The sequence below is a fragment of the Pseudideonella sakaiensis genome, assembly GCF_048320135.1.
Lineage (GTDB): Bacteria > Pseudomonadota > Gammaproteobacteria > Burkholderiales > Burkholderiaceae_C > Ideonella_A > Ideonella_A sakaiensis_A.
Genome location: NZ_CP182947.1, coordinates 842,495 through 869,468, shown reverse-complemented (window position 1 = coordinate 869,468; position 26,974 = coordinate 842,495). Strand labels below are relative to the sequence as shown.

The window sequence follows — 26,974 nt, the reverse complement described above, 5'->3', positions numbered from 1 at the left end:
GGATTCCGGGGAAAAGCGGCCGATTATCCGCGCGCTCCCCGGGCTGCGTGGTGTCAGCGGGGCGAACGATCGCCGTTTGCCTCGAACATCAGATCGACTGCACGCTCGTCGCGTGCGGCCTCCTTGTCTTCGGCCTGGTCCCAGGAATCCTCGTCATCCTCGTCGGGCAGCACCGCGAGCAGGTCGGCATGGCGCCAGGTCGGCATCGATACCAGCAGGCCGGTCAGCAGGCTGCCGGCGCGCAGTGCCCACCACACCGTTCCTGCGGTCAGCGCCACCGCGCTGGCGCGGGCGGCGTCGCTGAGCGTCAGGCCGCTGCCGGTCTGTTCGGCGGTCGACTGCGGGCCCGGTTCGAAATGTTCGGCTTCGCCGCTCGACGCGCCGCCGATCTGTTGCAGCAGATCGATCAGCTGGAACCCGTCGAGCCGCGCGACATAGTCGTCGGCCGAGACCCGGGTATAAAAATCGGGGTTGTCATACCGGCTGGCGCGCTGCGGCAACGTGGCGGATTGCTTCGCGGAGGCGGTCGCCTGCGTCTGCTGGGTCTGCTCCGGCTGCACCGGTTCGCCGATCACGATCACGGGCGTTCCCGCGATCGCCAGCAGATTGCGCCGGCCCGTCGCCCCGGCGTTTTCGGGTGGCGGCTGCGGCCCCGCTTCGCGGTCGATGCCGGCGTACAGGCCGACCCGGCCATCCGGCGCAGCGATCGTCTGCAACGGCGCAACGGCCTGTTCGTCTCCTTCGCCGACGCTGCGGGTGGTCGACAGCACGCTGCGCCGGAAATCGATGCTCGCGACGATCGGATCGCCGTGGCCATTGCCGTCGAACGGCGCGAGCGTGAAGCTCGGTGCCTCGGCCGCGCTGGTCGAGACGAAGACGACGCGGCCGGCCTGCACATCGGCGAGGCTGAAATGAAGGATCGCGACGCCGCTTGCATTGGCCAGTTCGAAGCGGCCATGCGATACGTCGATCACGACGAAGCTCAATGTCTCGGCCGCGCTGTCGATGTCGCTGGCCTGCAGCAGGCGGCCATCGACACGCATGCTGCCGCCGCCCTGCAGCATCGTCGGTGCGAGACTGGCCAGCGGGATGTCGTCGACCGGCGTGATGTCCAGCCACGCGCTGCCGGCCGCGCTCAGTGCGCCGTCGGTGACGGTATAGCCGAAGCTCACCGAGGTGTCGTCATCCGGCGCCGGCGTGAAAGTCCAGCTTCCGTTGCCGTTGTCGACCAGCGTGCCAAGGCCTGCGGTGATGGTCAGGTTGATCGCGGTCAGGCGCGGACCATCGACGTCGGCCGCGTTCGCGAGCAGTTCGGCCTGCGTGATCAGCCGCGGACCACTGTCTTCGGCGATCGGCGTCAGCGTCAGCGGGCTGTTTTTCGGCGCATCGTTGACCGGCGTGATGTCGAGTGTCGCGACGCCAGGTGAGCTCAGGCTGCCGTCGGTGACGGTATAGCCGAAGCTGACCGAGGTGTCGTCGTCCAGTGCCGGCGTATAAGCCCAGCTGCCGTCGCCGTTGTCGACCAGCGTGCCGCGGCCGGACGTGATCGTCAGGTTGACCGCGGTCAGGCCCGGACCGTCGACGTCCGCAGCGTTGGCCAGCAGTTCAGCCTGCGTGATCAGCCGCGGGCCGCTGTCTTCGGCGATCGGTGCCAGCGTGACCGGGCTCGTCGTCGGCACATCGTTGACCGGCGTGATGGCGAGCGTTGCGGTGCCGGCCACGCTCAGGCTGCCATCGGTGACGGTATAGCCGAAGCTGACCGAGGTATCGTCGTTCAGCGCCGGTGTATAGGTCCAGCTGCCGTCGCCGTTGTCGACCAGGCTGCCGAGGCCTGCGGTGATGCTCAGGTTGATCGCGCTCAGGCCGGGGCCATCGATGTCGGACGCATTGCCCAGCAACTCGGCCTGGGTGATTTGCCTTGCACCGCTGTCTTCGGCGATGCTGGCCAGCGTCACATGGCTGGTCGTCGGTGCGTCGTTGACTGCGATGCCGCTGAAAACCTTGCTGCCGGTGACGGGGGCGGCGACGCCGTCGCTGATGCTGGTCGTGATGCTGAAATCGGCATTGAAATCGGCGCTCGGCGTGAAGATCAGGTTGGCGAGCAGCGCATTGACGTCGGCGATCGGGCCGCTGGCCGACCACACCCCGGTGGCGGCGTCGTAGCTGGACGACACCGCGCCGATGGTTGCGGTGTTCAGCGCGCCGGCGGCGGGGTTCGACAGGCTCAACGTCGCTGTCACGGTCGTGTCGTCGAGGTCGCTGATCTGAATCGTAGCCAGCTTCAGCGGGGCATCTTCGGTATAGGTCTCCGCGGTGTCGAGGTTGGTGGCGACCGGCGCATCGTTGACCGGCGTCACGGTGATCGTCCGCGTTGCGGTGGCGCTGGTCAGTGCACCATCGTTGACGTCAAACGTCACCGTTCGCGTCAGGCTGCTCGGATCGTCGCTGCTGTTGGCGTAGCCGACCGAACGCAGCGCGGCCTGGTAGTGGGCGACCGAACTGGTGCCGCTCAGTGTCAACACGCCGGTGGCGGCATTCCAGACGCCGCTGATGCCGTTCTGGTTCGTGAAGACGAGCTGGTCCTCGCCGGCGGCGTGATTGGCCGAGATCGCCACGGTCGCGCCGGCGAGATCGAGGTTGTCGACGTCGACAATCGTCAGCGCCGGGTCGATCACCGTTGCGACATCGTTTTCGACATAGGCCAGCACGCCGGCGGATGTCGCGGCGACCGGCGCATCGTTGACCGGTGTCACCGTGATGTCGCGGGTCGCGACAGCGCTGGTCAGCGCGCCATCGTCGACGCTGAACGAGACCGTGCGGGCGAGGGCGCTCGGATCGTCGCTGCTGTTCAGATAGCCGACCGAACGCAGCGCAGCCTGGTAGTTGGCGACCGAGCTGGTTCCGCTCAGTGACAAGACGCCGGTGGCGGCATTCCAGATGCCGCTGATGCCGTTCTGGTCGGCGAAGACAAGCCGATCTTCGCCGGCGGCGTGGTTGGCGGAGATGGCGACCGTTGCGCCGACCAGATTCAGGTTATCGACGTCGGCGACGGTCAGCCCCGGATCGATCACCGTCACGGCATCGTTTTCGACATAAGCCAGAACGCCACTGGAAGTTGAAACGACCGGTGAATCGTTGACCGGCGTCACCGTGATATCTCGGGTCGCGACAGCGCTGGTCAGCGCGCCGTCGTTGACGCTGAAAGAGACCGTGCGGGCAAGGCCGCTCGGATCGTCGCTGTTGTTGAGGTAGCCGACCGAACGCAGCGCGGCCTGGTAGTTGGCGACCGAACTGGTTCCGGTCAGCGTCAAGACGCCGGTCGCGGCATTCCAGACACCGCTGATGCCGTTCTGATCCGAGAAGCCCAGCTGATCTTCACCTGGCGCGTAATTGGCGGATATCGCCACCGTCGCGCCAGCCAGGCTCAGGTTGTCGACGTCGCCGACCGTCAGCCCCGGATCGATCACCGTCGCGGCATCGTTTTCGACATAAGCCAGCACGCTGGTGGATGTCGCAAGGACCGGCGCATCGTTGACCGGCGTCACCGTGATATCTCGGTTCGCGACAGCGCTGGTCAGCGCGCCGTCGTCGACGCTGAAAGAGACCGTGCGGGCAAGGCCGCTCGGATCGTCGCTGCTGTTGAGGTAGCCGACCGAACGCAGCGCGGCCTGGTAGTTGGCGACCGAGCTGGTGCCGCTCAGTGTCAAGACGCCGGTTGCGGCATTCCACACACCGCTGATGCCGTTCTGATCCGAGAAGACCAGCTGATCTTCACCTGGCGCGTAATTGACGGATATCGCCACCGTCGCGCCAGCCAGGCTCAGGTTGTCGACGTCGCCGATCGTCAGCCCCGCGTCGATCACCGTCGCGGCATCGTTTTCGAGATAGGCGAGGACGCCGATGGATGTCGTGACGACCGGCGCATCGTTGACCGGCGTCACCGTGATGCTGCGGGTCGCGACAACGCTGGTCAGGGCGCCATCGTCGACAGTGAACGACACGCTGCGGGCGAGGGCGCTTGGGTCGTCGCTGCTGTTGAAATAGGCCACCGACCGGAGGGCAGCCTGGTAGTTGGCGACCGAGCTCGAGCCGCTCAGTGTCAAGACGCCGGTTGCGGCATTCCACACACCGCTGATGTCGTTCTGATCCGAGAAGACCAGCTGATCTTCACCTGGCGCGTAATTGACGGATATCGCCACCGTCGCGCCAGCCAGGCTCAGGTTGTCGACGTCGACAACGGTCAGTCCGCCGTCGACAGCGGTGGCCGGCTGATTTTCGATATAGGCCAGGGCGCCACCGGTCGTGGTGACAACCGGTGAATCGTTGACCGGGGTCACGGTGATCGTCCGCGATGCCGGCGTGCTGTTCAATGCGCCGTCGTCGACGCTGAAAGATACCGTGCGGGCAAGCCCACTCGGGTCGTCGCTGCTGTTGACATAGCCGACCGAGCGCAACGCGGCCTGGTAGTTGGCCACCGAGCTGCTGCCGGCGAGCGTCAGCACGCCGGTCGCTGCGTTCCATGAGCCGACGATGCCATTCTGGTTCGTGATTACCAGCTGATCCTGGCCGGCTTCGTAATTGGCCGAGATCGCGACCGTCGCGCCGACCAGGCTGGTGTTGTCGACATCGACAACGGTCAGCCCGCCGTCGATCACCGTTGCGGCACCGTTTTCGGGATATGCGACCGCACCGCCGGATGTCGTCAGAACCGGCGCATCGTTGACCGGCGTCACCGTGATGCTGCGGGTCGAGATGGCGCTGCTCAAGGCGCCGTCGTTGACGGCAAACGACACCGTGCGTGCAAGGCCGCTCGGATCGTCGTTGTTGTTGAGATAACCGACCGAACGCAGCGCGGCCTGGTAGTTGGCCACCGAGCTGCTGCCGCTCAGTGTCAAGACACCGGTTGCCGCATTCCAGGCGCCGCTGATGCCGTTCTGGTTCGTGAAGACGAGCTGATCCTCGCCGGCCGCGTAATTGGCCGAGATTGCGATGGTGGCGCCAACCAAGTTCAGGTTGTCGACATCGATGACGGTCAGACCGGCGTCGACAGCGGTCGCGGGCTGGTTTTCGACATAGACCAGGGCACCGCCGGTCATGACGACGACCGGCGCGTCGTTGACGGCGGTGATGGCAATGGTGCGGGTCGCCGCAGCGCTGCTCGTTCCACCGTCGTCGACGACAAACGACACCGTGCGCGGCAAGGTGCTCGGATCGTCGCTGCTGTTCAGATAGCTGATCGAACGCAGCGCCGCCTGGTAGTTGGCAACGGAACTTGTTCCGCTCAGCGTCAGGACGCCGGTTGCCGCATTCCAGAGGCCGCTGATGCCGTTCTGGTTCGCGAACAGCAGCTGGTCCTGGCCTGCAACAAAATTGGCAGAAATCGCCACTGTCGCGCCCACGAGGGTCGGGTTGTCGACGTCGACGATGGTCAGCGCGCCATCGATCACCGTCGCAGCATCGTTTTCGGTATAGGCGACCGCGCCACCGGATGTCATCAGGACCGGCGCATCGTTGACCGGTGTTACCGAGATGCTGCGGGTTGCGGCGGCGCTGCTCAGTGCGCCATCGTTGACGGTGAATGACACCGTCCGGACGAGTGCGCTCGGATCGTCGCTGCCGTTGACATAGCTGACCGAACGCAATGCCGCCTGGTAGTTGGCGACGGAGCTGCTGCCGCTCAGCGTCAATACGCCGGTTGCAGCATTCCAGGTGCCGCTGATGCCGTTCTGGTTCGTGAAGAGGAGTTGATCCTCGCCTGCCACGTAGTTGGCCGTAATGCTGACCGTTGCACCGACCAGATTCAGGTTGTCGACATCGACGACGCTCAGCCCGCCGTCGACTGCGGTGGCAGGCTGATTTTCGATATAGACCAGGGCGCCGCCGGTCGTGGTGACAACCGGTGCATCGTTGACCGGCGTCACGGTGATCGCTCGCAATACCGGCGTGCTGTTCAATGCGCCGTCGTTGACGGTGAACGACACGGTCCGGGCGATACCACTCGGATCGTCGCTGCTGTTGAAATAGCTGACCGAGCGCAATGCGGCCTGGTAATTGGCCACCGAGCTGCTGCCGGCGAGCGTCAGCACACCGGTTGCTGCGTTCCATGAGCCGACGATGCCGTTCTGGTCCGTGAATACCAGCTGATCCTGGCCGGCTGCGTAATTGGCCGAGATCGATACCGTCGCGCCGACCAGGCTGGTGTTGTCGATGTCGATGACCGTCAAGCCGGCATCGATCGGTGTCGCGGGCTGGTTTTCGACGTAGGCGAGCGAGCCGCCACTTGCGGACATCACCGGTGCGTCGTTGACCGCCGCAATGGTGATCGCAAGCGATTCGCTGAGCGTATCGACGCCGCCATTTGTCGTGCCGCCGTTGTCCTGCACGGTCCAGCTCAGCAGGGCGCTGCCATTCGCATCGGCAACGGTCTTGTAGCTCAGGCCTTGCAGCTGCGCCAGGCTCAGCGAGGCACCGGCCAGCACCGGCGTGCTGCCATCGGCCTGCCACAGCGTGATGAACGACGAGATCGTGCCGATCCGGTAGCTCAGCAACTGGCCGGCCTCGTCGCTGCCGCCGCCGGGGCCGTAGGCGAGAGAGCCGAGGCCGAGGCTGACGGCAGTGCTGTTGGCGCTGTCTTCGTCGACGGTGATCGCTGCCGGATTGCCGGCGCTGCGAACCGGCGCATCGTTGACCGGCAGCACGGTGATCGACGAGCTCGCGGCTGCCGCGCTGAATGCGGAGCCGGACCCGCCGCTGGCGCCGAAGGCGATCTGCAGGTTGTCGACCAGCAGTGTTTCGCCGGACGAAATGCCGACGGTGTCGAATCGGATACGGGTGCCGGCGCTGGCATAGGCGCTGATGTCGGCGCTGAAGATGCCGCTGCCGGTGCGCAGGCTGTCGGTGAACGATGCAATCGTCGTGTAGCTCGCGCCGCCGTTGCTCGAGACCCGCAGATCGACCCGGCCGCCGGCGCCGAGGTTCAGGTCGCTGCTGTAGTTGAAGCTCAGCGTCGCGCTGCTCGCGCCTGAGAGATCGACGCCACGATGGATCCAGTCGGTATTGTTGTTGGTCTTGATCTGCAACTGGCCGCCGGTGATGCGGATGCTGCCGCCGGCGGCATTGGCATCCACGTCGATCCAGTTGCTGCTCCACGCCGAGCTGCCGTCGTTGTTGCCGTAGGCGATCGTGTCGAAGCGGTCGAGCACGGTCTGGTTGACGGCAACGTTTGCGGTGCCACCGGCGACGCCGCTGCTCTGGTCCCAGGCGCGGAACGTGATGCCGCTGCCGACGCTGCCGACCCAATCGGCGTTCGGCACAAAGCGCACGCGGGTATCGGCGTCGGCAGCGAGCAGCCGCGCTGCACTCGTCGACGGGCTGCCGAAAGCGGCCCACGTGCCGCCGCCGTTCAGCGAGTATTGCCAGCTGCCGTTGCTGTTGTCGACCGCGGTCACCGCGATGCCCGATACCGCGCCCGGGTCGGCATCGCTGACGCGCCCGGCGATCAGCGCCGAGACCAGCGTCCCGACATTCCCGGCGGCGTCTTCGTTGATCGTGCCGAAATTGTTGGCACCGGACAGGATCGGCGCGGTATTGGCTGCGGTGACGGTAATCGACGCGCTGGCGGTCGCCGCGCTGAAGGCCGTCGTGCCACCGTTGATGCTTGCATCGGCCGTCGTACCGGCCAGGCCCGCGCTCGATTCCCAGGCCCGGAATGTCAGTCCGCCGCTGACCGTGCCGCTCCAGTCCGCGTTCGGCACAAAGCGAACGAAGGTCGCGGCGTCGGCCAGCAGCAGCCGCGCGGCGGCCGGGGCAGGGCTGCCGAAAGCGGTCCAACTCGCGCCGGCGTTGGTCGAATATTGCCAGCTGCCGTTGGCATTGGCGACGCCGGTTACCGCGATACCCAGCGTCGGGCTGTCCGGGTCGCTCGCATGGCCGGCGATCAGGTCGGCGACCAGCGTGCCGGGATTGCTGCTCGGGTTGCGGTTGATCGTCGCGAGGTCGTTGCTGCCGGTCAGCAGCGGCGCATCGTTGACCGCAGTGACCGTCACCGTCCGGCTGGCGACCGCGCTGGCCAAAACGCCGTCGTTGACGCTGAACGATAACGTCCTCGCCAGCGTGCCCGGATCGTCGCTGCTGTTGAAGTAGCTGACCGAGCGCAACGCCGCCTGGTAGTTGGCGACCGAACTCGAGCCGGACAATGTCAGCACGCCGGTCGCCGCATCCCAGCTGCCGCTGATGCCGTTCTGATCGACGAAGCCGAGAACGTCCTGGCCCGCAGCGAAATTGCCGCTGATCGCCACCGTTGCACCGGCGAGGTTGGCGTTGTCGAGGTCGACCACGCTGATGCCGCCATCGATGGCCGTCGCAACCTGGTTCTCGATGTAGGCGAGGGCGCCGCCGGAAGTCGTGACGACCGGCGCGTCGTTGACCGGCGTCACCGTGATGGCGCGGGTCGCAGCCGTGCTGTTCAACGCGCCGTCGTTGACGACAAAGCTGATCGTGCGGGCCAGCGCGCTTGGGTCGTCGCTGCTGTTGAAATAGGTCACCGAGCGCAGCGCGGTCTGGTAGTTGGCGACCGAACTGGTACCGGACAGCGTCAGCAAGCCGGTCGTTGCATTCCAGGCGCCGCTGATGCCGTTCTGGTTCGTGAAGCCGAGGATGTCCTGGCCGGCAGCGTAGTTGGCGCTGATCGACACCGTCGCACCGGCGAGGTTGACGTTGTCGAGGTCGATCACGCTGACCCCGCCATCGATCACGGTCGCCGCCTGGTTCTCGGTATAGCTGAGTGCGCCGCCGGAGGTCGTGACGACTGGCGCGTCGTTGACCGGTGTCACCGTGACGCTGCGGGTTGCGGCCGTGCTGTTCAGCGCACCGTCGTTGACGACGAAACTGATCGTTCGTGCCAGCCCGCTCGGATCGTCGCTGCTGTTGAAATAGCTGACCGAACGCAGCGCCGTCTGGTAATTGGCGACCGAGCTCGATCCGGTCAGCGTCAACACGCCGCTGCCGGCATTCCAGCTGCCGCTGATGCCGTTCTGGTTCGTGAAGCCGAGGACGTCCTGGCCGGCCGCGAAATTGCCGGAGATCGCCACTGTCGCGCCGGTCAGATTCGTATTGTCGAGGTCGGCAACCGTCAGTCCGCCGTCGATCGGTGTTGCCGCCTGGTTCTCGATATAACTGTTCGCGCCGCCGCTGGTCGTCACGACCGGTGCATCGTTGACCGCGATGACATTGACGCTGCGGCTGACTGGCGAGCTGTTGCCGCCGGCGTCGCGCACCGTGAAGCTGACCGTGCGCGGCAGTGTGCTTGGATCGTCGCTGCTGTTGAAGTAGGTGACCGAACGCAGTGCGGCCTGGTAATTGGCGACCGAACTGCTGCCGCTCAGCGTCAGCACACCGGTTGCGGCATTCCACGCGCCACTGATGCCGTTCTGGTCGACGAAACCGAGCACATCCTGGCCGGCGGCAAAATTCGCCGTGATCGCCACCGTGGCGCCGTTCAGGTTGACATCGTCGATGTCGCTGACGAGCACGCTCGCCGTCAGTGGCGTGGCCGGCGCATTTTCGGTATGGCTCAGCGGCGCGGCTTCGATACCGGCCAGCACCGGTGCCACATTGACGCGCTGCACCGAGACATTGTCGATCGCGAAATTCTGGTCCGGCGAGATGTCGCCGTTGTCATCGGCCCAGCGGAAATACATCGTCGCGCCAGAGGCCAGCGGAGTCGCGAAGGTCAGCGTCGTGCTGACCGATGTCACGCTGCCGAGCGTGGTCGACGTCGTTGCCAGAGCCGGTACCGCAATCCACTCGGACGCCGCGGTGCCGCCGCTCAGGCTGTAGAAGAAGGAATAACCAGGCAGCTCGCCAGTTTCGGTCGATGGGTTGCCGATTCCATTGGCCAGCACCTTCAAGTCGTAGCCGACGGTGACGCGCGCGAGCGGGCTGCCAGTGGCATTGCGCATCGCCAGCTCGATCACCGACGCGGCATTGTTGGTCGGTCCGGTGGCGAGCGCGCGGTCGTTGACGTTGCCGATCGAGCCGGCATTGGCCAGCTGCGTCTGCGACAGGTGATTGAAATCGCCGGGCTTCCAGACCCTCAATGTCTGCGATCCCGGGGTCGCGCTGGCAATCGCGGCGGTGGTGATCGGACTGGCCGCAGTGTGGGCCGAGCTGGATCCGCCGATCACCATCGACCGGTAACCGGCCACCATCTGCGTGCCGGCGCTCCCGAGCGAAGAGAAATCCTCGAGGTAGCTGCCGGTGAACAGAATCGGATAAGCGTGCACCGTCAGGCTGGCGCTGGCGGTGGCCGAGCTGAATGCGGTCGTGCCACCGTTGACCGTGACATTGGCAACGCCGCCGGCGGTCGAGCCGTCGGTCTGGTCCCAGGCGCGGAATGTCAGGCCGCTGCCGACGGTTCCGACCCAGTTGGCATTCGGCACGAAGCGCACGTAGCTGCTGGCGTCGGCGGCGAGCAGGCGGGCGTTTGCGGTGCCTGGCGCGCCGAAATCGAGCCAGGTCGCGCCGCTGTTGATCGAATACTGCCAGCGCCCGTCGGCATTGTTGACACCGACGACCGCGATGCCGGTGACCGCGCCGGCATCGACATCGGTGACGCGGCCGGCAATCAGCTCGGCAACGAGCGTGCCGTTGCTCGCCATCTCGTTCTGGTTGATGCCGTCTGCATCGTTGCTGCCACTCAGCAGCGGCGCATCGTTGACCGGGTTGACGGTGATGGCCAGCGTCTCGACCAGCGTATCGACGCCGCCATTCGCGGTGCCGCCGCTGTCCTGCACGGTCCAGACGAGGTTGCCGCCGCCGTTCGCGTCGGCGACGGTCTTGTATTTGAGGCCCTGCAACTGCGCCAGCGACAACGCGGTATTCCCCAGTACCTGGGTCGTGCCATCGGTCAGCCACAACGTCACGTGCGCCGGGATCGTCACGATGCGGTAGCCGAGCGTCTGGCCCGCTTCGTCGGCGCCACCGCCTGGGCCGTAGGCCAGGCCGCCGAAGCCGAGCGAGACCGCCGTCACATTGTGGGCGTCTTCATTGACATTGACCGGCGACGTCGATCCGGCGGTGCGGACCGGCGCATCGTTGATCGCGGTGATCGTCTGATTGATCCCGTCGATCGCGGCGCTGAACGCGGTCGAGCTGCCATTGACGCTGGTATTCGCCTGGCCGCCGTTGACACCGGTTGTGCGGTCCCAGGCACGGAAGGTGATCGCATCGTTGACCGTGCCGGCAAAATTCGCGTTCGGTCGAAAATAGAGGCGAGTGCCGGCATCGGCCGCGAGCAGGCGCGCGCTGGTATTGCTGACCGGGCTGCCGTTGTTGATATCGAGCCAGCTGGAGCCGTTGTCGATCGAATACCACCAGCTGCCGTTGCTGCTGTTGGCCGCGATCACCGCGATGCCGAGCTGCGCATCGGTATCCGGATCGGTGACGTTGTCGACCTGCCCGGCGGGAGCCGCAAAGTCGACCAGCGCCGACACCAGCGTTCCAACCGCGCCGCTTGGCGCGGCGCTGTCCTCATCAACGGCCGTCATCACCGGCGTGCGTGCCGCATCGAGCACCGGCGCGGTGTTGTAGACATTGACCAGCGCGATCGCGTCGTATTCCTCGCTGCCGTCCGAGTCGAGACCGACATTCACGCCGCGCAGCAGCATCCGTGTCGTGCCGGACGAGGTGCCGTTGCCGGTCGCGGTGACATCGAGCACGAAGATGTCCGACGCCTTCACCGACAGCCGGTTGACACCGACGTTGTCATCGCCATCGAGGGTGATCAGCAGCGAGCCGCGGTTCAGCGAAACCCCGCCGAACACGATGTCATGCTGCACCAGTTCGAGGCCGAACACCTTGTGGCTGAAGTTGATGCCGGACGAGCCATCGCCATCGATCAGCACCGAGAGCGTGCCGCCGGTCGGGTTGGTCGACATCGTCGTTGGCCGGAACCACTGGATATCCTTGTTGTAGGCGCCACCGTCCGGGACAAGGAGAAAATCGCCGGCTTGCAGCGCAACGCTGCCGATCGTCATCGGCGCCTCGACCAGCGCAAAATCGCGCATCTTGTCGCCGGTATTGCCGGGGTGGCGCAACAGGAGCGAGAACGTCCCGGCGGAGTAATCGCCGGGTGTCGTCGGTCTGAACAGCACGATGTCGCGGTCGGTGACCGAGACGCCGCCGAGGGTCTCGTTGCTGGCGACCGACAGCAGGATGTCGCCGCGCTGCAGTGCCACCGGGTTGACGGTGCCGACCGTCACCGGCGAATTGACCCGGTGCAGCCCGTTGATGTTCGAATTGCCGTCGGCGGTGAAGCGGTCGAGGTCGAAGACGCTGGTGAAGGTGCCGTTGCTGATCCCCGCGCCGAGGTTGAGATTGGGATTCGACAGCCGCGCGATCTGCGCATCGCTGAAACTGAGCTTGCCGGTTCCTGCCGACGTCGTCGCATTGCCGTTCGTCGAGATCCACAGCGCCGGCACTTCCTGACCGACCGAGATGGTGCGGCTGGCAGCGATGCTTTGCGCACCGCCCGCATCGGTCGCGGTGAACGAGATCAGTCGCGGGCCCGATGTGGTGGCGGTGGTCTGGAAGGTGACGCTGCGCAGCGCGGCCTGATACTGCCCCAGCGTCGCGGTGCCGCTCAGGGTCATCACCCCGGTGGCGGAGGACCAGATGCCGGTGATGCCGGACTGGGTGGCGAACGCCAGCACGTCACGGCCGTTGACATAGCCGCCACTGATCTCGACGGTTGCGCCATTCAGTTGCGTGCTGTCGACATCGGTGATCGTCAGCAGCGGGTCGATCTGGGTCGCCGTGGTGCCGATCGGATAGGCGAGGCTGCTGTTGCTGGTGGTCAGCACCGGCGCATCGTTGACCGGCGTGCCGGTGACAGCCTTGCTGCCGGTGATCGGTGGCGCGATGCCGTCGCTGACGCTGGTCGCGATCGTGAAATCGGCGTTGAAATCGAGGCTCGGCGTGAAGACCAGCGCGCCGAGCAGCGCATTGACATTGGTGACGGCGCCGCTGGCGGTCCAGACGCCGGTGACGGCGTTGTAGCTCGACGTGACCAGCCCCGAGGTGCCGACGTTCAGGCTGCCGGCCGCCGGATTCGACAGCGTCAGCGTGACGCTGAGATTGGCATTGTCCGGATCGCTGACGACGATCGGCGTCAACGCGAGCGGCGTATCCTCGAAGTAGGTTTCCGCAGTGCTCAGGTTGCTCGCCTGCGGCGGGTCGTTGACTGCGGCGACGGTCACCGTCTTGGTCGCCACGTTGCTGTTGGCGGCGCCATCGTTGACGACGAAGGAAATGGTTCGCGCCAGCGTGCTCGGGTCGTCGCTGCTGTTGAAATAGGTCACCGAACGCAGCGCCGCCTGGTAGTTGCCGACCGTGCTCGACCCGGTCAGGCTCAGCACGCCGGTGCCGGCATTCCAGGCGCCGCTGATGCCGTTCTGGTTCGTGAAGCCGAGAACATCCTGGCCGGCCGCAAAATTGGCGCTGATCGATACCGTCGCACCGGTGAAGGTGGTGCTATCGATGTCGCTGACGTTCAAGCCGCCGTCGACCGCGGTCGCGGCCTGGTTCTCGGTATAAGCCAGCGCGCCGCCGGAGGTCGTCGCGACTGGCGCATCGTTGACCGGTGTCACCGTGACGCTGCGGGTTGCAGCCGTGCTGTTCAGCGCGCCATCGTTGACGACGAAGCGGACGGTCCTCGCGAGCCCGCTCGGATCTTCGCTGCTGTTGAAATAGGTGACGGACTGCAGCGCGGCCTGGTAATTGGCAACCGAACTCACACCCGACAGCGTCAGCACGCCGGTCGCGGCATTCCAGGCGCCGCTGATGCCGTTCTGGTTCGTGAAACCGAGCACGTCCTGGCCGTTGACGTAGTTGGCGCTGATCGAGACCGTTGCACCCTGCAGCGAGGTGTTGTCGAGATCGGAGACGGTGATGCCGCCGTCGATCACGGTCGCGGCCTGGTTCTCGGTATAAGCCAGCGCGCCGCCGGAGGTCGTGACGACCGGCGCATCGTTGACCGGCGTCACCGTGACGCTGCGGGTTGCGGTAGTGCTGTTCAGCGCGCCGTCGTTGACGACGAAGCTGATCGTGCGCGCCAGCCCGCTCGGGTCGTCGCTGCTGTTGAAGTAGGTGACGGACTGCAGCGCGGCCTGGTAATTGGCAACCAAACTCGTGCCGCTCAGCGTCATCACGCCAGTCGCTGCATTCCAGACACCGCTGATGCCGTTCTGGTCCGTGAAGCCTAGGATGTCTTGGCCGTTCGCGTAATTGGCGCTGATCGTGACCGTCGCGCCGGCCAGCGTGGTGTTGTCGAGGTCGGAGACGGCGAGCCCTCCGTCGATCACGGTGGCCACCTGATTCTCGGTGTAGGCCAGCGTGCCGCCGCTGGTCGTGACGACCGGTGCATCGTTGACCGGCGTCACCGTGACGCTGCGGGTTGCGGCAGTGCTGTTCACCGCGCCATCGTTGACGACGAAGCTGATCGTGCGCGCCAGCCCGCTCGGATCTTCGCTGCTGTTGAAATAGGTGACGGACTGCAGCGCGGCCTGGTAATTGGCAACCGAACTCGTGCCGCTCAGCGTCATCACGCCGGTCGCCGCATCCCAGACACCGTTGATGCCGTTCTGGTTGGTGAAGCCTAGGATGTCTTGGCCGTTCGCGTAATTGGCGCTGATCGTGACCGTCGCGCCGGCCAGCGTGGTGTTGTCTAGGTCGGAGACGGTGATGCCGCCGTCGACCGCGGTCGCGGCCTGGTTCTCGGTATAAGCCAGCAAGCCGCCGGAGGTCGTGACGACCGGCGCATCGTTGACCGGCGTCACCGTGACGCTGCGGGTTGCGGCAGTGCTGTTCAGCGCGCCATCGTTGACGACGAAGCTGATCGTGCGCGCCAGCGCGCTCGGATCGTCGCTGCTGTTGAAATAGGTGACGGACTGCAGCGCGGCCTGGTAATTGGCAACCGAACTCGTGCCGCTCAGCGTCATCACGCCGGTCGCCGCATCCCAGATACCGCTGATGCCGTTCTGGTCCGTGAAGCCTAGGATGTCCTGCCCGTTGGCGTAGTTGGCGCTGATCGAGATCGTCGCGCCGGTCAGCGTGGTGTTGTCGAGGTCGGAGACGGCCAGCCCGCTGTCGATCGCGGTGGCCACCTGATTCTCGGTGTAGGCCAGCGTGCCGCCGGAGGTTGTGACGACCGGCGCATCGTTGACCGCCGTCACGGTCACCTCGCGCGTAGCGATGGCACTGGTCAGTGCGCCGTCGTTCGCGGTAAACGACAGCGTGCGGGTGGCCGTGCTCGGGTCGTCGCTGCTGTTGAAGTAGGTGACGGACTGCAGCGCCGACTGGTAATTGGCAACCGAACTGGTGCCGCTCAGCGTCATCACGCCGGTGGCCGCATCCCAGACACCGCTGATGCCGTTCTGGTTCGTGAAGCCAAGGGTGTCCTGGCCGTTCACGTAATTGGCGCTGATGCTGACCGTCGCGCCGGCCAGCGTCGAACTGTCAGGGTCGCTCAGCAGCAGGCCGCTGTCGATCGCCGTCGCCGGCTGGTTTTCGGTATAGGCGAGGGCGGTGCCGGTGGTGGTGATCGTGGGCGGCAGCGTCGGCTTGATCGATACGGCAATCGCTGCCCAGTCGCCGGAGCCGGCACCTGCGCTGGTCCAGCTCATCGTCACCAGCGGCGCGCCGGCCTCGCTGCTGGCGCCGCCGAAGGAATCGGCGCTGCCATTGCCGGTGGCATTTGTCCACAAGCCGGCCTGGGAAGCATCCCAGGCGCCGCTGTCACGGTCACGCAGCGATACGACATCGATAACCAGTTCGCCGCTGGCTGAGGCCACCGCCAGGACGGGTGCTCCACCCGAGCCGACTCCCTGGACAGGCGCGCCCAAGGGCGTTGACTGGTTGACGTTCGCGAAGCTGATGGCGCCGACCGTGAAACGCTTGCTCGATCCGAGTGTCACGTTGACGGTATTGGTGCCGCTGGCCGGCGCGACCATGTACCAGATCTCGGCGCGCACGTTATTGCCGGGATCGGTGATCGCAGACCACGGCGCCAATGCCGAAGCACCGTAGGTGACTCCGGTGACAGCTTCCTTGTCGGCAACCGCGATCTGGACCAGCAGCAGCCGATTCACCCCGGTGCCGACGGTGTGCGAGAAGCTCAGGCTGCTGCCGGTTGTCGCGGTCGCCGCCGAGCTGGCCACGTCGGTGGTGATCGCCAACGTGCCCTTGATCGATTGCTGCAGCAGCGGCTGCAGCAGCTCGCCGGCTTCGACCGAACCGGTGCGGTACTCGAGCAGCCAGTCGCCGCCAAATTCGCTGCCACCGGTCAGGTTGCTGCTGGCGGCCACGTCGGCGCCGGTCAGCAACGCAAGCCGCTGCACAAAGGCGCGGCCAGCGTCGTTTTGAGCCACTTCACAGCCATACAGCAGCAGATCGCCGCCCTCGGCGAGCGCCAGGCCCCAGCGGGCGATCGCATCTCCGTCGGTCGCCAGCCGCTCGCCATCGAGACGGGCATTGCCGATCTCGATCGTGCCGTCGCTGCCGTGCGACAGGATGTGGATTGCGGCGAGGCCGCTTTCGTCGGCGAGCACCCGGCTGATCTGCGCCAGACCATCCCGATCGGCCTGCAGCACGACGATCTCGAACTGGGCGCCGCCGCGGCGGGCTACCAGCTGATCTGCCAGCGACAAGGCATCGGGTACCCGGCTGTCGATGAAGACGATTTCGCGTCGGCTTGCGAGCTGGTCACGCAGCTGCTCGGAGACCGCCGCTGCCTGCTCGTCGCGCGCGAACTCACGAACCTCGGCCGTTCCCGAGGCGCCGACGAGGCCGAGCAGCGCCGCCGCATCGGCTGAAAACAGGATGCGTGGTTCGAGCTCCTCGACCAGCAGGCGTGGTCGATTCAGCGTAGGTGCTGGCCGGGCGGACATTGGATGGGGGCTGGCCGGTGATCACTCGCCTTGGGTTGATTGGCGGCCCGCTACCGGCATGCGCCCGAGGTCTGTTCGTTGTTCATCGTCTGCTTCTGCTTCGCATCTGGGATCGGTCTGACGCGTTATCGGCCGGTTTCTGCAAACCTGAAGGCCTGACTCCCTACCAGGAGGTACTGGACCGACCATGCCCTGAGCAGATGGTGCGCCGTGCAGGGCAGGTGTGGTCGCGCGATCAGGTGCCGGATGGGGGCGCTGATCGGCGTTTCCATCCCGGTTCGCCGAGCCGCGGCGTCCAACCCGGCGCAGGTCGGGCCCGAGCAGACCGCCGGCGCTCAGCGCGGTGCGGCGTCGTCGTCGGCCTCGAAGACCAGGTCGACCGCATCCTCGTCGCGCGCCGATTCACGGTCTTCGGCCTCGCCCCACGCGGCGTCTTCGTCGTCCTCGTCAGGCAGCACCGCGAGCAGGTCGGCGTGCCGCCATGCCGGCAGCGAGACCATCAGGCCGGTCAGCAGGCTGCCGGCGCGCAGCGCCCACCAGACGGTGCCGGCGGTCAAGGCCAGCCCGGTGGCGCGCGCCGCATCGGACAGCGTCAGCCCTTTGCCACCGTCTTCGGCGCTGTTCTGGCCATCGGCCGGCATCTCGCCGCGCAGACCGCCGTCGCTGCCGTTGCGGTCTTGCAGCAGCGGGTCGAGCAGCAATTCAAAGTCGGCCACCGCGACCAGATAGTCATCCGCCGATACGCGCGCCGAAAAATCACCCATCGCGTCGAATCCGCCGCGGCTCGTCCTGCGGACCGACTCGGTCACCCGAAGGCTTGGGTCGCCTGCCTCATCTGCGGCACTGAGTGCCTCGCCGGGCAATTCTCCGCCGCGCTGCTGGGCCGTCGTCAATGCCGCCAGCCGCTTGGCCGTCGATGCAGTGTCGTCTCCAGATGGCGTCGACACCGTTTCGCGGTCGTTCGTGAACAGCGCTCCGAAGCGGTTCGCAACGGCGGCCACTGCCGTTGCGGAAACGGTCTTTCCATCACCTTGCTCGACTTCTGCTGGGGCCGCTGGCTGCGATACCGTGACTGTGGCCGACAACGCCGCGCGCCTGAAATCGATGACCGCATCGATCCGCTCGCTGCGGTTCTGGCCATCGCTGCTGACGAGGCTGAACAACGGGGCATCGACAGCGCTGGTCGAGACGAACCGGACCCGCCCGGCCACGACGTCGGCCTGGCTGAAGCTCGTCACGGCAGCGCCTTGGTTGTCTGCGAGCTCGAACCGTCCGTTGCGCGTCTCGAGAACGATGAACTGCAGGCTGACACCGGCCTCGATGCTGCTGGCCTGCAACAGCGCCGGGCCGACGAGCAAGGATTCGCCGCCGCCGACGGTGATCGGCTCGAGGCTCAGCGTCGGTGCATCCGCCACCGGCAGGATGTCCAGCACCGCAGATGCGGCGATCTGCAAGCTGCCGTCGCCGATCAGGTAGCTGAATTCGACCTCGCTGTCGTCGTTCGGCGCAGGTGTGAAGCTCCAGCTGCCGTCGCCGTTGTCGACCAGCGTGCCGGCGCCGCGGCTGATCGACAGTCCGGAGGCAAACAATGCCGGGCCGTCGACATCGCTGGCATTGGCGAGCAGTTCGGCCTGGATGATCACACGCGGGCCGCTGTCCTCTGCAATTGGCGCCAGCGCGACGGGACGGGTGGTCGGCGCATCGTTGACCGGTGTGATGTCGAGGCTTGCGGTTCCGGCTGCGCTCAAGCTGCCATCGGTGACGAGGTAGCTGAAGAGCACAGACGTGTCGTCGTCCGGGGCCGGCATGTAGGTCCAGCTGCCGTCGCCGTTGTCCACCAGGGTGCCCAGACCGGAGGTGATGAACAGGTTGATTGCGGTCAGGCCTGTGCCGTCGACGTCGGCGGCATTCGCGAGCAATTCCGCCTGGGTGATCAGCCGCGGGCCGCTGTCCTCGGCGATCGGCGCCAGCGTGACAGGGCTGGTCGTTGGTGCATCGTTGACCGGTGTGATGTCGAGCGTTGCGACGCCGGCGACGCTCAGACTGCCATCAGTCACGGTGTAGCTGAAGGTGATCGAGGTGTCGTCGTTCGGCGCAGGCGTGTAGGCCCAGCCGCCGTCGCCGTTGTCGATGAGTGTGCCGAGTCCGGAAGTGATGACCAGGTTGACCGCCCTCAGGCTCGGTCCATCGACGTCAGCAGCGTTGGCCAGCAATTCGGCCTGGGTGATCAGCCGCGGGCCGCTGTCCTCGGCGATCGGAGCAAGGGTGACCGGGCTGGTCGTCGGCGCATCGTTGACCGGTGTGATGACGAGCATCGCGCTTCCCGGCGCGCTCAGACTGCCGTCGGTGACGATATAGCTGAAGCTGACCGACGTATCGTCATTAAGCGCTGGCGTATAGGTCCAGGTGCCGTCGCCGTTGTCGACCAGGGTGCCCAAGCCGGAAGTGATGACCAGGTTGAGTGCAGTCAGGCTCGGCCCATCGACGTCAGTGTCATTGGCCAGCAGTTCAGCCTGGGTGATTACTCGCGGGTCGCTGTCCTCGGCTATCGGAGCAAGGGTGACCGGGCTCGTCGTCGGCGCGTCGTTGACCGGCGTGATGTCGAGTGTTGCGCTTCCGGGTGCGGTCAGGCTGCCGTCCGTGACGGTATAGCTGAATGACACCGTGGTATCGTCGTTCAGCGCCGGCGTATAGGTCCAGCTGCCATCGCCGTTGTCGACCAGCGAGCCGAGGCCGGAAGTGATGACCAGGTTGATCGCGATCAGGCTGGGGCCATCGACATCGGCGGCATTCGCGAGCAATTCGGCTTGCGTGATCAGGCGAGCGCCACTGTCCTCGGCGATTGGCAGCAGCGTGACCGGGCTCGTTGTCGGTGCGTCATTGACCTGCGTGAAGTCGATGGTTGCGGTACCTGGAGCGGTCAGGCTGCCGTCGGTGACCAGGTAGCTGAAGACAACCGCGCTGTCGTCGTTCGGTGCGCCGTTGTAGGTCCAGCTTCCGTCGCCGTTGTCGACCAGTGTGCCGAGGCCACTGCTGATCGCCAGATTGATCGCCGTCAGGCTGGGGCCGTCCACGTCAGTCGCGTTGGTCAGCAATTCGGCCTGAGTGATCAGGCGAGCGCCACTGTCCTCGGCGATCGGCAACAGCGTCACCGGACTCGTGGTCGGCGCATCGTTGACCGGGGTGATGTCGAGCGTTGCGGTACCGGAGACGCTGTAGCTGCCATCGGTCACGCTGTAGCTGAAGCCGACCGTCGTGTCGTCGTTGAGCTCGGGCGTATAGGTCCAGGTGCCGTCACCGTTGTCCACCAGCGTGCCGAGCCCGAAGCTGATCGTCAAGCCTACCGCGGTCAGACCAGGGCCATCGACGTCAGCGGCATTCGCGAGCAATTCAGCCTGCGTGATCAGCCGCGGGCCGCTGTCCTCGGCGATCGGCGACAGCGTGACCGGACTCGTCGTCGGCGCGTCGTTGACCGGCGTGATGTCGAGGGTTGCGGTGCTGGCAGCGGCCAGGCTGCCGTCGGTGACCATGTAGCTGAAGCTGACCGTGGTGTCGTCGTCCAGCGCCGGGGTATAGGTCCAGGTCCCGTCGCCGTTGTCGACCAGTGAGCCGAGGCCACTGCTGATCACAAGATTGATAGCCGCCAGGCTCGGGCCGTCCAAATCGGCGGCATTGGCCAGCAGTTCGGCCTGCGTGATCAGACGCGGGCCGCTGTCCTCGGCGATCGGCGCAAGGGTGACAGGGCTCGTTGTAGGCGCATCGTTGACCGGTGTGATGTCAAGTGTCGCGGCACCTGCCGCAGCCAGGGTGCCGTCGGTCACGGTATAGCTGAACGACACCGAGGTATCGTCGTTCAGAGCCGGGGTATAGGTCCAGGTGCCGTCGCCGTTGTCGACCAGGGTGCCGAGGCCGCTGCTGATCGTCAGCCCCATTGCCGTCAGGCTAGGCCCATCGACATCGGTCGCGTTGGCCAGCAGCTCGGCCTGCGTGATCACTCGCGGACCGCTGTCCTCTGCAATCGGCAGCAGCGCCACTGGAGTCGTGGTTGGCGCATCGTTGACCGGCGTGATGTCGAGGGTCGCGGTTCCTGCCTCAGCCAGGCTGCCGTCGGTCACGGTATAGCTGAACGACACCGAGGTATCGTCGTTCAGAGCAGGGGTATAGGTCCAGGTGCCGTCGCGGTTGTCGACCAGCGTGCCAAGGCCGGAGGTGATCACGAGGTTGCTCGCAGTCAGGCTCGGTCCATCGACGTCAGCGGCATTTGCGAGCAATTCGGCCTGCGTAATCAATCGCGGGCCGCTGTCCTCGGCGATCGGCAACAGCGTCACCGGGCTCGTTGTCGGCGTGTCATTGACCGGTGTGATGTCGAGGGTCGCGGTACCTGCTGCAATCAAGCTGCCGTCGGTCACGCCATAGCTGAAGCTGACCAAGCTGTCGTCATCCGGCGCCGGCGTATAGGTCCAGGTGCCGTCGCCGTTGTTGACCAAGGTGCCAAGTCCGGCGTTGATGACCAAGTTGATCGCGGTCACGCTGGGGCCATCCACGTCGGCGGCGTTGGCCAGCAGTTCGGCTTGCGTGATCACCCGCGGTCCGCTGTCTTCGGCGATCGGCGACAGCGTGACCGGGCTCGTCGTCGGCGCGTCGTTCACCGCGGTGATGTCGAGCGTCGCGCTGCCCGGTGCACTGAGGCTGCCATCGCTGACGGTGTAGCTGAACGTCACCGAGCCGTCGTCATTCAGCGCCGGGGTATAGGTCCAGGTGCCGTCGCCGTTGTCGACCAGCGAGCCGCCACCGCTGGCGATGACCAGGCCGGTAGCGGTCAGGACAGGTCCATCGACGTCGGCCGCATTGGCGAGCAGTTCGGCCTGCGTGATGATGCGCGGGCCGCTGTCCTCGGCGATCGGTGCCAGTGTGACCGGGCTGGTCGTCGGGGCATCGTTGACCGGCGTGATGTCCAGCGTTGCGCTCCCGGCGACGCTCAGGCTGCCGTCTGTGACCAGGTAGCTGAAGCCGACCATCGTGTCGTCATTCAATGCCGGCGTGTAGGTCCAGGTGCCGTCTCCGTTGTCGACCAGTGCGCCAAGACCGCTGCTGATCGTCAGCCCCGTTGCCGTCAGGCCCGGCCCATCGACGTCGACGGCATTGGCCAGCAATTCAGCCTGCGTGATCACCCGCGGACCGCTGTCTTCGGCGATCGCTGCGAGCGTCACAAGGCCGGTCGTCGGCGCATCGTTGACCGGTGTGATGTCGAGGGTCGCGGAACCTGCTGCAGTCAGGCTGCCGTCGCTGACCAGGTAGCTGAAGGCGACCGAGGTGTCGTCGTTCAGTGCCGGGGTGAAGGTCCAGGTGCCGTCGCCGTTGTCGACCAATGTTCCGAAGCCGCTGCTGATTGCGAGGTTGATCGCCGCAAGGGTCGGGCCGTCGACATCTGCAGCATTGGCCAGCAATTCGGCCTGCGTGATCACCCGCGGCCCGCTGTCCTCGGCGATCGGCAACAAGGTCACCGGGCTGGTGGTTGGTGCATCGTTGACCGGCGTGATGTCGAGGCTTGCGCTACCGGCGACGCTGAAGTTGCCATCGGTCACGCTGTAGCTGAAGCTGACCAACGTGTCGTCGTTCGGCGATGGCGTATAGGTCCAGGTGCCGTCCCCGTTGTCGATGATGGAGCCGAGACCGGCCGTGATGACAAGACCGACCGCGCTCAGGCTCGGCCCATCGACGTCGACGGCATTGGCCAGCAATTCAGCCTGCGTGATTACTCGCGGTCCGCTGTCTTCGGCGATCGGGGCAAGGGTGACCGGGCCGGTCGTCGGCGCATCGTTGACCGGCGTGATGTCGAGGGTCGCGGTTCCGGCAGCAGTCAGGCTGCCGTCGGTCACGCCATAGCTCAAGCTGACCAAGCTGTCGTCATCCGGCGCCGGCGTATAGGTCCAGGTGCCGTCGCCGTTGTTGACCAAGGTGCCAAGTCCGGCGTTGATGACCAAGTTGATCGCGGTCACGCTGGGGCCATCCACGTCGGCGGCGTTGGCCAGCAGTTCGGCTTGCGTGATCACCCGCGGTCCGCTGTCTTCGGCGATCGGCGACAGCGTGACCGGGCTCGTCGTCGGCGCGTCGTTCACCGGGGTGATGTCGAGCGTCGCGCTGCCCGGTGCACTGAGGCTGCCATCGCTGACGGTGTAGCTGAACGTCACCGAGCCGTTGTCATTCAGCGCCGGGGTATAGGTCCAGGTGCCGTCGCCGTTGTCGACCAGCGAGCCGCCACCGCTGCCGATGACCAGGCCGGTAGCGGTCAGGACAGATCCATCGACGTCGGCCGCATTGGCGAGCAGTTCGGCCTGCGTGATGATGCGCGGGCCGCTGTCCTCGGCGATCGGTGCCAGTGTGACCGGGCTGGTCGTCGGGGTATCGTTGACCGGCGTGATGTCCAGCGTTGCGCTCCCGGCGACGCTCAGGCTGCCGTCTGTGACCAGGTAGCTGAAGCCGACCATCGTGTCGTCATTCAATGCCGACGTGTAGGTCCAGGTGCCGTCTCCGTTGTCGACCAGTGAGCCAAGACCGCTGCTGATCGTCAGCCCCGTCGCCGTCAGGCTCGGCCCATCGACGTCGATGGCATTGGCCAGCAGCTCGGCCTGCGTGATCACCCGCGGCCCGCTGTCCTCGGCGATTGGCGCGAGCGTCACAAGGCCGGTCGTCGGTGCATCGTTGACCGGTGTGATATCGAGCGTTGCGGTTCCCGTCGCGGTCAGGCTGCCGTCGCTGACCAGGTAGCTGAAGACGACCTCGCTATCGTCGTTCAGTGCCGGGGTGTAGGTCCAGGTTCCGTCGCCGTTGTCGACCAGCGAGCCAAGGCCACTGCTGATGAGCAGATTGATCGCAACCAGGCTCGGGCCGTCGACATCGACGGCGTTGGCCAGCAATTCGGCCTGCGTGATGAGGCGCGGGCCGCTGTCCTCGGCGATTGGCAACAAGGTCACCGGGGTGGTGGTCGGCGCATCGTTGACTGGTGTGATGTCGAGGCTCGCACTACCGGCGGCGCCGAAACTGCCGTCGGTCACGCTGTAGCTGAAGCTTACTGCCGTGTCGTCGTTCAGCGCCGGCGTGTAGGTCCAGGTTCCGTCGCCGTTGTCGACCAGTGTGCCGAGCCCGGCGCTGATCGTCAGCCCCGTCGCCGTCAGGCCCGGCCCATCGACGTCGACGGCATTGGCCAGCAGTTCGGCCTGCGTGATCAGCCGCGGGCCGCTGTCCTCGGCGATCGGCGCCAGCGTCACCGGCCCGGTCGTCGGCGCATCGTTGACTGGTGTGATGTCGAGTGTTGCGGTACCTGCTGCGGGCAGGCTGCCGTCGCTGACAAGGTAGCTGAAGACAACCGAGGTGTCGCCGTTCAGTGCCGGGGTGTAGGTCCAGGAGCCGTCGCCGTTGTCGACCAGCGAGCCAAGGCCGCTGCTGATGACAAGGTTGATTGCACTCAGGCCAGGGCCATCAACGTCGGTGGCGTTGGCCAGCAATTCGGCCTGCGTGATCAGCCGCGGGCCGCTGTCCTCGGCGATCGGCAACAACGTCACCGGCGTCGTCGTCGGCGCATCGTTGACTGCAACGACGGTGATCGTTGCCAGCACCGTGGCGCCGCCGAGTCCGGCGTCGTTGTTGGCCGTCGACGCCTGCACCGTGAAGCTGCCGGTGCCGCTGAACTCGGCCGTCGGCGTGAACTTCAGCCCGGCATTCCCTTCGGCAAAGGTGACGAAGCTGCCGTTGGTGATCTGCGTCGTGCCGTCGTTCCGGTACAGCGTGCCGTTGGTGATGCCGGTGATCTTGAAGTGCGTGACCTCGGCGCCGTCGGCCGGGTGGCGCAAGATCACCAGCCCGCTTGCCGACTGCACATCCTCATTGGTCGTCGCATTGCTGACCGACGGTGTGTCTGCGACCGGCAGCACGGTGATCGTCGCGTTGACGGGCGCGCCACCGAGGCCCGCGTCACCGTTCGACAACGAGGCTTGGACCGTGAAACCGGCATTGCCATGGAAATTGGCCGACGGCGTGAATTTCAGCCCGGCGCTGCCCTGTGCAATCGTGATGAAACTGCCGTCCGCAATCGCGGTGACGCCGTCGTTCAGGAACAGCGTGCCGTTGTTGATGCCGGTGATCTTGAAGTGGCTGACCTCCGGCCCGTCCGCCGGGCTGCGCGTGATCACCAGCCCACTCGTCGTCTGAGTGTCCTCGCTGGTTGTCGCATTCGTCACCGTCGGCGTATCGGCGACCGGATTGATCGTCACCGTCGCGGTGGTGGTGCCGCCGCCGAGGCCGGCGTCGGAATTCGATGTCGACGCCTGCGCGACAAAGCTGCCGCTGCCGAAGACATTCGCAGCCGGTGTGAACTTCAGCCCGGCATTGCCATCGGCGAAACTGATGAAGCTGCCGTTGGTGATCTGCGTGACGCCATCGTTGCGGTACAGCGTGCCATTGCTGATGCCGGTGATCTTGAAGTGCGTGACTTCGGCGCCGTCGGCCGGGTTGCGCGAGATCACCAGGCCACTCGTCGACTGCACATCCTCGCTGGTCGTTGCATTGCTGACCGACGGCGTATCGGCAACGGGCAGCACGGTGATCGTCACGGTGGCCGGAGCCGAATTCGCGATGCCGTCGGTCGCCCGGTAGCTGAAGCTGTCGGTGCCGTGGAAATTCGCGTTCGGCGTATAGGTGAATGAACCATCGGCATGGATCGCCAGCGTGCCGTTGCTCGGCCCGCTGACGAGCGCCGGATGCACCTGCAGCGGCGCGCTGTCCGGATCGCTGTCGTTGGCCAGCACGCCGGGCTGCATCACCGCGAGGATCTGAGCGCCGGACAACTCGCTGCCATAGACCCTGACCTCGTCGATCTTGCCGTTGAAGGAGCGGCTGCCGTCGCCGGCTGCGCCGATCCGCAGCGCCTGCCACGCCGAGCGGTCGTTCTGCGTGCCGGTGCCGGTGCCTTCGAGGCGGCCGTCGACATACAGCGAGGCTCGCACCACGCCGCCGCCGATGTCGGCAACGCTGACCGCAACATGGTGCCAGCGCGTGGTATCGCTGAAGTCGGAAGCCGAGACGATGAAGATCGAATCCGCGCCGTTGGCCGGCACGTCGTAGCCGAGCGAGAAGACCAACTTGTTGTCGTAGGCGGCTGAATGGCTGCCGATCGACAGGCTCATTTCCGAGGTGGCCGGCGACGTCGAACCGCCGCTGCCATAACCGTTGCCGCCGGCATAGCCTTGCCACAGCAGGTGCTGGGCGCTGGTCGTCGTATTCGTCTGGAACCAGGCCGACAGCGTGAATGCGCTGGCCGTCGACAACTCGGTGCTGGTGGTCTGCACATATTGCCCGCCGCCGTTGAACGACAGCCCGGCGCCGCCGAGCAAGCCGGAATTCCAACTCGGGTCGCTGGCATCGACGCCTGCGGTGCTGCCGCGCGTTCCGGTACTGCCCAGTGCGCCGCTGCTCGCTGTGGTCTGGCTCGTGCCACCTTCATTGAAGCCCCACCAGTTGTTGAGACCGGCGGTCGAGGGTGCGATCACCAGCGGGGTGTCTTCGTTGGTCGAAAAGGCGTCGGTAACGGCGACCGGCGGGTCGTTGACGTTGGTGATGTTGATCTGCTTCGTCACCGCAACGCTGGTCGAACCGTCGCCGTCGGACAGCATCACCCGTAGCGTGCGCGGCACGGTTGATGGATTGTTCGAGACGTTGCTGTAGGTCAGGTTGCGCAGCAATGCCTGCACCGCAGCCGGGCTGGCATTGGCATTCAGGCTGATCACCAGCGGCGTCGATCCGTTGCTGCCGCCAGCAAGCGTGCCGATCGACACGCTGCCGTGCATGACATTGCTGCCGGCGACGCCGATCTGCCCCGGGCCGGTGCCCTCGTTGCGGATGCCGAGGCGGTCGTCCGACGTGCCGCTGCCGTTGAAGTCGACAAACAGCACGCCGGTATCCATGTCGGTCGAGTCGGCGTCGACGACGGTCGCCGACGTGTCGACCAGCACCGCACCGCTGCCTTCGAGATAGGC

At 65.9% G+C, this 26,974-nt stretch carries 2 protein-coding genes; both read right to left on the bottom strand.

Features of this window, described 5'->3' with window-relative positions; translation table 11 throughout:
- Positions 1 to 53 precede the first annotated feature (53 nt).
- Complete coding sequence (locus ACNH6H_RS03705) at positions 54 to 16,943, bottom strand: tandem-95 repeat protein (RefSeq protein WP_418315732.1); 16,890 nt, start codon at positions 16,941 to 16,943, stop codon at positions 54 to 56.
- A gap of 335 nt (positions 16,944 to 17,278) precedes the next feature.
- On the bottom strand, positions 17,279 to 26,611 hold the full coding sequence (locus tag ACNH6H_RS03700) for a cadherin-like domain-containing protein (RefSeq protein WP_418321204.1): 9,333 nt from the start codon (positions 26,609 to 26,611) through the stop codon (positions 17,279 to 17,281).
- Between the last annotated feature and the right edge of the window lie 363 nt (positions 26,612 to 26,974).